The following is a 7,874-nucleotide window of genomic DNA, read 5'->3' on the forward strand; positions in this document are numbered from 1 at the left end:
GGTGCCTTCAATATGACTCAGTTTTGAGGGAATTGAATGTCAAAACAAATTATTATCGCAGAACAACAACGTATCGCGGCGGTTTTTTCAGAAGATCAAATTCAAGAACTGGTTGTAGCGACCGGAAATCACCAAGTTAGTGATATTTATCTGGGTATCGTTGAAAATGTCCTACCAGGGATTGATGCCGCATTTGTCAATATTGGAGATCCTGAGCGCAATGGATTTATCCATGTTTCCGACTTAGGGCCATTACGCTTAAAACGAACGTCCGGTTCTATCACTGAATTATTAACGCCCCAACAGAAAGTGCTGGTGCAGGTGATGAAGGAACCTACGGGAACCAAAGGCCCCCGATTAACCGGAAATATTTCCTTACCCGGACGGTATTTAGTGTTAATGCCTTATGGCAGGGGGGTAAATTTATCGCGGCGCATTCGTTCAGAAACAGAACGCAACCGTTTAAGGGCCTTAGCCATTTTAATTAAACCCTCTGGAATGGGGTTATTAGTGCGGACAGAAGCCGAAGGCATGGCCGAAGATGCGATTTTAGAAGATTTAGAAAGTCTGCAAAAACAATGGGAAGTGATTCAACAAGAAGCTCAATCTTCCCGCCCTCCGGCTTTGTTAAATCGAGATAATGACTTTATTCAACGGGTGCTGCGAGATATGTACAGCACCGAAGTTAACCGAATTGTGGTGGATAATAGCCCTGCGGTGAAGCGGGTCAAACAACATTTGATGAATTGGAGCGTCGGAAAAGCACCTCAAGGAGTCTTAATTGACCACCACCGGGAACGAATTCCGATTTTAGAGTATTTCCGAGTCAATGCAGCTATTCGAGAAGCCTTAAGACCCAGAGTTGATTTACCGTCAGGGGGTTATATTATTATTGAACCGACGGAAGCCTTAACGGTGATTGATGTTAACTCTGGCTCCTTTACCCGTTCAGCGACATCACGAGAAACTGTGTTATGGACAAATTGTGAAGCCGCCACGGAAATTGCCCGTCAATTGAGGTTACGCAATATTGCTGGGGTGATTATTGTGGACTTTATTGATATGGATTCCCGGCGAGATCAATTACAAGTCTTGGAACATTTTAATAAAGTCTTGAAAGCTGATAAAGCCCGACCCCAAATTGCTCAATTATCGGAATTAGGGTTAGTGGAATTAACCCGTAAACGTCAAGGCCAAAATATTTATGAGTTGTTTGGGCGAACCTGTTCCACCTGTGGCGGTTTAGGTCATACCGTTCATCTACCGGGAGACATTGAACTCGAAATCGGAGAACCCCCCGCCGAACGAGTTGTCCTGACCAATAATCGGATTGTTCCCCCACCAGCCAGTAGTGAATCCCCAGAACGGCCTAGTTTACGCACTTCGATTTCCCCCTATGAACCCACTTCCCGGGAAGAACCCGAAGTCGTTGAATTTGATGCGTCTAATAATTTCCAAGAGTTAGAACTGCTCAACCATCCCAGTTATCAAGATATCGGCACCAGTAACGCCCGTCGCCGTCGCCGTCGAATTCGGGATATGGATTCGTTAACGCGAGATGAAGAAACCCCCCGGACTTCCCTGCGGATGTCTCCTCCGGTTCAATACGGCGAGTCTCGTTCGGATATAGGATTCAGTGAAGGGTTCTCCGCCCGCAGTGGATTTAGTGAACGCAGTCGTCCTACAAAATCCGAAATTATTAAACCGCCTGTGGAACCCCCGGAAGTGATTTCGGTGGAAATGACCCCGGAAGAACAGGAAGTTTATGCGTTGATGGGGATTTCTCCCTTGATGCTCTCCCATCAACAGGTGAAAAACCCTCGTTCGGTGATTGTTACGGTTCGTTCCCCAGGGGAAGCCCCTGTGTCTCCCTCAACCCTCATCGATGAAGACTATGACGAACCCGACATTCCTGGAATTTCTATAGGGGTCACAGACCGGATTATTCCTGAACGGACGATTTCTGAGCGGATTATTCCTGAACGGACGATTTCTGAACGGATTATTCCTGAACGGACGATTTCTGAGCGGATTATTCCTGAACGGACGATTTCTGAGCGGATTATTCTGGAACGAGAAACACCAGAAGTTGAAGAACCGGAACCCACCCTAGAATTTTCGCTTTTGGAAACCGATAACGAGGATTTCTCAGAAGAGTCTTCTGACTCAGACCATGAACCGGGTGAACCCATTATTCGTCGCCGTCGCCGTCGGTCTTCTGCGGTCACGGAGTAAGCTGTCCTATTCCAATCTAGGGGTTAGAAGCTAGGGTGTGGGGCGAACGGAGTGAAGTAGAGAGTATCAAGATGTTATCCTCTCTTCCTGTGTCCCTACACCCCTGTTATTCTTGAACTTCAATCATTTCTGTATCTGCAATTTCTTGATCATGAACCATTAACATTTCATGACCATTTCCTGTTAAACCCACTCGAATTTGATGACGTCCTGGGGGCAATTCGGGGAGATAATACCAGTTTCCATAAATTCGGGTTACTTTTTTGCCATTAATATAAAGATGCGCGTGTCCTTCCTGATAGGAACTTATGGCTTGATTGACGTTTTCAGGTGTTAATTTAAAATTCGTTAATTTTAACTCTAAATTCCATCCTTGACGAGCATCAGGATGGACAATTAAATCAACGGTTGGAATGGGTTGACCGGGGGGAATTGTCACGGTTTTATGATGACCAGAAGCGGAATGGTGCTGTTGTTCATCGGCTTGGACAGATAATAGACCCAATCCTGTAAAATGACTCAAAACTGTTCCCAATAGTAGAGAAAATCCCAGGACAAAGTTTTTGTCTTTTCTCAGATTAAATTGCCAGTTCATGAAATCAAGACCCTATATCAAGAAAGTGTTTTTCCTTTGTTCTGGTCTTGATTTCTCACCCTTATGTTATTCTTGTCAAAAGACACTTTGTCAAACTTATATTCATATTTTCTTTTCCCCTCTGTTCCCTATTCCCTATTCCCCATTCGTAATTCGTAATTCGTAATTCGTAATTCGTAATTCGTAATTCGTAATTCCCTGTTCCCTATTCCCTGTTCCCTAAATTAAGAATAATGAAAAGGGACTGTAATCCAAGGTAAACAAACCCAGAATAGTAACGTCCACATCCACCATCCCCAGGTTAAAGTATCAGAATCTTCTGCTAAAATAGCATCGATTCGCTCTCCTAAACGACTACTCCGAATCGAACAACTAAACGATAAATTGCAATAATTGGGAGATTTAAACGGAGCTTTGGCAAGACATAATAAAGATTCTGCTAACACTAATGGATCGACTTTTTGTGCCGCATAACGGTCAGCCCGCATTTCTCTTAATAACAGTAATTCTTGCCATAGATTCTCTGTATTAGGTAGCCCAGTTGTGAGGGTTTTTAACCAACCTAAAATACAAAACCAAAAGGTATCTCGATAGTTTAAATGAGCTTGTTCATGGGCAATAACGGCTTCTAAATGGAGATCATCTAAGGTTTCTAATAATCCTCGACTCACCACTAATTCCGGTTGCCAAAACCCAACTTGAGCACTGTAGGGAAAATCATCTTCTAAAATTCGGGCTGTTTTTCCCATCACAATTTGTTGAGATAAACGCTCAATTCGGTGTTGAGACTGCCATAATTGATTCATCAACTGAACACCCATTAATATTCCCCAAGCGACAAACCCCACAGCCAGTAAATAACTAAACCAACTGGCTTGGAGTCCCAACATTTCGCCTTTTGTCCCCATCGACAACACTGCCAACGCTGTCATTAGTAATATCAAAGGAGGACAAACAAATAAAAATAGTGATTTTTGCCAGCGTTGATGCCAACTTCTGCCTTGAGGTAAAGGCATCACTCGTAAACCCACCGCGCATCCTAGGGCTAATAAAATAATCATTAAGTGCATTATTGTTGTCCCTCCCGTTGACGACGAATGGCATCCAGGCGTGAGGCAATGGCATCAATTTGTTCTAAACTTGCTGTATCCAAGCTATCAGCAAAAGAAGCTACTACATCAGGATTACCAATGGCTAAAAATCGATTTAAACGATCATAAGCCAAAATAGCCTGGGCTTGTTCACGGGTGACTAAAGATTGCCAATAAAAAGCACGTTCCTGTTTATTACAGGTTAACCAACCTTTATCGGTTAAACGGCGTAAAACCGTTGTGACTGAAGTATAAGCTAATTCCCGATTAGGATCAGCTAAAATTCGTTCATGGACATCTTTAACCGTGGCAATACCCAAGTCCCAAACGATTTCTAGGATTTCTGTTTCTAATGGGCCGAGAGACAGTTGGCGAGGACGATAATCTGGCAAAGGGGCCATAAGGAATTAAGGGAAATACAACTAATTCGTTAGTTTAGTGGATGATTTGAACAGAAATCAAGGATTGGTGATGTTTCGACAAGAAGATATAATAAAGATACACCTCTCACCCTTTAATTAATCCAAGGGTTTGAGAGGTTTAAGGGTATTAAAATTTGGGATTAATTGATATTACTTTGGCCAACCTTGATCGGCTTGGGACAACACATAAGTCGCAACATCAGCAATTTGTTCTGGTTTTAAACGACCTTTGAAAGATGGCATTGCATTTTTCCCATTTGTCACCTGGGCTGTGATTGCCTCAATACTATACATCCCATATTTTTCGAGATCTGCTTTTTGTAAGGTATATTTAGCATTGACTAGATTTTTTCCACCAGCATGACAAGATGCACAATTTGCTGAAAATACTTTACCTCCATTTGCTACATCTCCAGCCAATGCACTAGGAACAATAATTAAAACAGCCACTGCCATCATTAACAAGGCTGAGATTAACTTTTTCATCACTATTCTCCTCTCAGGAAATTAAATCAATCCTTCTATCGTGCAAAACAGATTTCTGCTTGTCAAAAGACAGGCCGTCAAACTTCTAATTTAAAACCGTTTACATCTAGGCTGTGTAAGCTGCATACTCCGGCACAAATCAATATTAAAAATTATTAATCATATCGCTTAATCTGGAGTCGGAGAAATCTGTTTCATGGCTTCAATATTAGCTGGCTTAATACTTGATTTTGCTTCTAAATCTTTAACTTGATTGGATTTTAGTTTGTCTAGCCAATTCACTAAAATCGTTTCAACATCATCAATAATCTGTTCTTTATTTAATTCGATTCGTAACTGATCTACAAACTTTTGAGTTAATTGTTTTTGTAACTGCATTGCTATAAAATCAGGGGGTTTATTTTTACCCTCCTCCAGAGATTTTTTAGGGTTTTCTGAAATAGCGATCGCAATTTTTTGGGCTACATTATTAGCAACTTGTTGGGGAAGATGACGAACACCGGGAATTTTATTTAATCCTTTATAAATGGGGGATTTTTGGATAGATTGAGAAACTTGATAATGCACATAAGCTTCTAATTCAGGATGAATACTAGGTAAAACCTGAGTAATTGTCAGTTCAACAATCCGATTAGGAATTCCTGGGGGAGCTTGTTGAGTCAGGTCTACAAAATCGAGGGCTTGATAGGAGGAAGCAGGATTACCCATTAAATTTTTAATCGCTCCTTTTTTCACAAAAGATTGAACTTGATTAACGCCTTGATTGACCAAAACCTGAATTAATTCTTGAGCAAAACTATAGATAAATTTTAATTTCAAATAATCAATAGTGGGCTGTAATCTAGGAAAATTAGCTCGATTCAAGTGATAAATGGCTGAAATAAACCGCAAAAACAATAATTTAGGAATTAATAGAAATAAATAATACCATAATTTTAAAATAGCTTCCCTTAATGTCAACTCAGGTTGACGACGACGAAGGGCATAGATCTCCATTAAAAATGTTAAAAAGAATAAGGTAATCCAAGGTAAATCAATCAACCAAAATCGGTTAACAAATTCACCATCTATTCCTAACTGTCGAAAATAAAATAACTGCATTAACTCTTGAATTTCAGCTTCAAAAAATTGAAGCTCAGTTTCCCATCCATATTGTTCTAAATTTTCAAGGCTCCAAAAAGTGTTAAACGATTGTTTAGCGGATCGATCTGACCAAATTAACTCTGGGGCTAAAAAATTTAAGACTTTAATTTGATATAAAAATTTTAAGGTCGGTGTCAGTCGAGTTGTAAATTGGGGATCTCGACCATAAATATGATCAATAATTCGATATTTAATTTCCGTTAATTTCCCTAAATTAGGTTGTAATTGTAAGGGATAATTACGGTCAATCAGTTCTATGCTAATTTGACGAATTTCTTTCAATAAACTCTGGGATTTAGGGTGATTTAATCCGTTGTATTTTAAATTAACCTTTAATTCAGAAACTTTTCTTAAATAGTTTTGGCTAAGTCGATCCGGTTCAACCCCTTTAATCAGGTCATAGGTTAAACTAGGTTCATAAAAAACAATTAAAAATCGAATATTTTGATTAAAAAAAATCAATTGTTTTTCCCAAGTTTTCTGATTAAAATAAACAGGACTCCAAAACAATTCTAAGGCTTGCTGAAAATTCTTAGCCTTGACTTGATTTTGAAAACGGTTTTGAATTTCAGCTAAGGTTCCAGATGAATTAAGAACCGGAAAGGGAGGATTGTTAATGAATAGTTCTACACTGGATGTCTGAATCTGCTCTAAGGCAATTTTAACTTGTTGAGATTCAATCCCAAATTGATTAATCGTTTTTTCAAGTTGATCAATTTGTTGTAAATATTGATTTTGAGGCGTATTTTCAGATTGTTGTTGATGTTGATCAATTTTTAAATAATATTCCCGAAATTTGATATAACTTAAATCAAAAACAACTAAACAGAAATTAGCAGTGACAACCAGTGCTAAAATTCGAGCCGTGAGTAGAGATAAACCAATAGATGGAGAAGATGACAATCGCATTATTAGAATAGCCTAGAATCAATAAAATGAACCCTGTTTTTTAATTTCATGAATTCCCAGTAATAAGGTCGCTACAATTAAAGGCAGAAGATAGTAAATTGCGCGATAAGCCAATAAAGCTCCTAAAACCTCTGCTGGATTTGCTTCTGCGGAAACCAAGGTGAGAACAACGGTTTCAAAGACACCTAAGCCCCCTGGAATACTACTAATCATACTAGCAGTCATTGCCAATAAATAAATACTAAAACAACTGAGATAGGAGGAAGTGCTACCTGCTGGTAATAATAAATATAAAACGCCACCCGCAGCCCCCCAATCGAATAATGCAAAAGCGATTAAGGCTAAGGAAAGGCCAACGGTTGGAAAATTTAATTCCCAGTCTCCCAGTTTCAAGGGTTGATGATTGAAACTACTCCATAATAAATAAATACCAATGGTTAGGAGAAAGATTATTCCGATGGGACGAACAGAGACAAAAGGTAAATCTAAAATACTAGGAATTTGTAAAGGGGTGAACAGGAAAACAAACCCACAAACACCAAATAATCCCAACCAAAATGTTAAGTTAGCGAAAGCAATGACTTGAGCAATTACACCCGCCGGAACACGCCATCCTGAATAGATTCGATACCGAAGAGCACTGCCTGTTAAGATGGATAATCCAATATTATTACTAATAGCATAACTAATAAATGCACCGTAGGCAATTTTGCCATAATGCAGGGGGAAACCGATATAACTAAATGCTAAAACATCATAACCTGTTGTCATTAAATAACTAATTAACATCAGGAAAATTGCACCGGATTGATGAGTTTTAGGAATATTCGATAAACTGTTTAAAACATCCTGAATAGAATATCGTTCTAGCTTTTGACTAATGGCCCAGATGGAAAGAGCAAATAGAAGAAAGCCGAGAAAAGATGGCCAAATCTTACGCAGTCGATTCATCTCGGAATTTAACCATGAACTGGTGGACATTGATTCTTAACC

General features: G+C 39.5%; 7 protein-coding genes. 1 reads left to right on the forward strand and 6 read right to left on the reverse strand.

Annotated elements, in window-relative coordinates:
• Positions 1–36: 36 nt before the first annotated feature.
• Positions 37–2,235 carry an Rne/Rng family ribonuclease gene (locus tag IQ236_RS15210; RefSeq protein WP_193870017.1) on the forward strand — a complete coding sequence of 733 codons (2,199 nt, stop codon included), beginning with the start codon at positions 37–39 and terminating at the stop codon, positions 2,233–2,235.
• A gap of 106 nt (positions 2,236–2,341) precedes the next feature.
• Here IQ236_RS15210 and IQ236_RS15215 read toward each other — a convergent pair whose 3' ends face one another.
• The 6 genes from IQ236_RS15215 to IQ236_RS15240 all read right to left on the reverse strand — a co-directional run bounded on the left by IQ236_RS15215 (position 2,342) and on the right by IQ236_RS15240 (position 7,862).
• The gene (locus tag IQ236_RS15215; RefSeq protein ID WP_193870018.1) at positions 2,342–2,830 is read right to left on the reverse strand and encodes a hypothetical protein; all 489 of its coding nucleotides are present in this window, start codon (positions 2,828–2,830) and stop codon (positions 2,342–2,344) included.
• Positions 2,831–3,054: 224 nt separating this feature from the next.
• Positions 3,055–3,900, reverse strand: a complete 846-nt coding sequence (locus IQ236_RS15220; RefSeq protein ID WP_193870019.1) for a M56 family metallopeptidase — start codon at positions 3,898–3,900, stop codon at positions 3,055–3,057.
• Positions 3,900–4,322: a BlaI/MecI/CopY family transcriptional regulator gene (locus IQ236_RS15225; RefSeq protein ID WP_072719286.1), complete on the reverse strand. Its 423-nt coding sequence runs from the start codon at positions 4,320–4,322 to the stop codon at positions 3,900–3,902. The genes IQ236_RS15220 and IQ236_RS15225 overlap by 1 nt, the downstream gene beginning before the upstream one ends.
• Before the next feature lie 171 nt (positions 4,323–4,493).
• On the reverse strand, positions 4,494–4,829 hold the full coding sequence (gene petJ, locus IQ236_RS15230; protein WP_193870020.1) for a cytochrome c6 PetJ: 336 nt from the start codon (positions 4,827–4,829) through the stop codon (positions 4,494–4,496).
• 168 nt (positions 4,830–4,997) lie between these two features.
• Complete coding sequence (locus IQ236_RS15235; RefSeq protein ID WP_193870021.1) at positions 4,998–6,881, reverse strand: hypothetical protein; 1,884 nt, start codon at positions 6,879–6,881, stop codon at positions 4,998–5,000.
• 18 nt (positions 6,882–6,899) lie between these two features.
• Positions 6,900–7,862, reverse strand: coding sequence for a lysylphosphatidylglycerol synthase domain-containing protein (locus tag IQ236_RS15240; RefSeq protein WP_228041659.1), 963 nt, complete (start codon positions 7,860–7,862; stop codon positions 6,900–6,902).
• Positions 7,863–7,874 lie beyond the last annotated feature (12 nt).

It is taken from the genome of Planktothrix mougeotii LEGE 06226, assembly GCF_015207485.1.
Taxonomy (GTDB): Bacteria; Cyanobacteriota; Cyanobacteriia; order Cyanobacteriales; family Microcoleaceae; genus Planktothrix.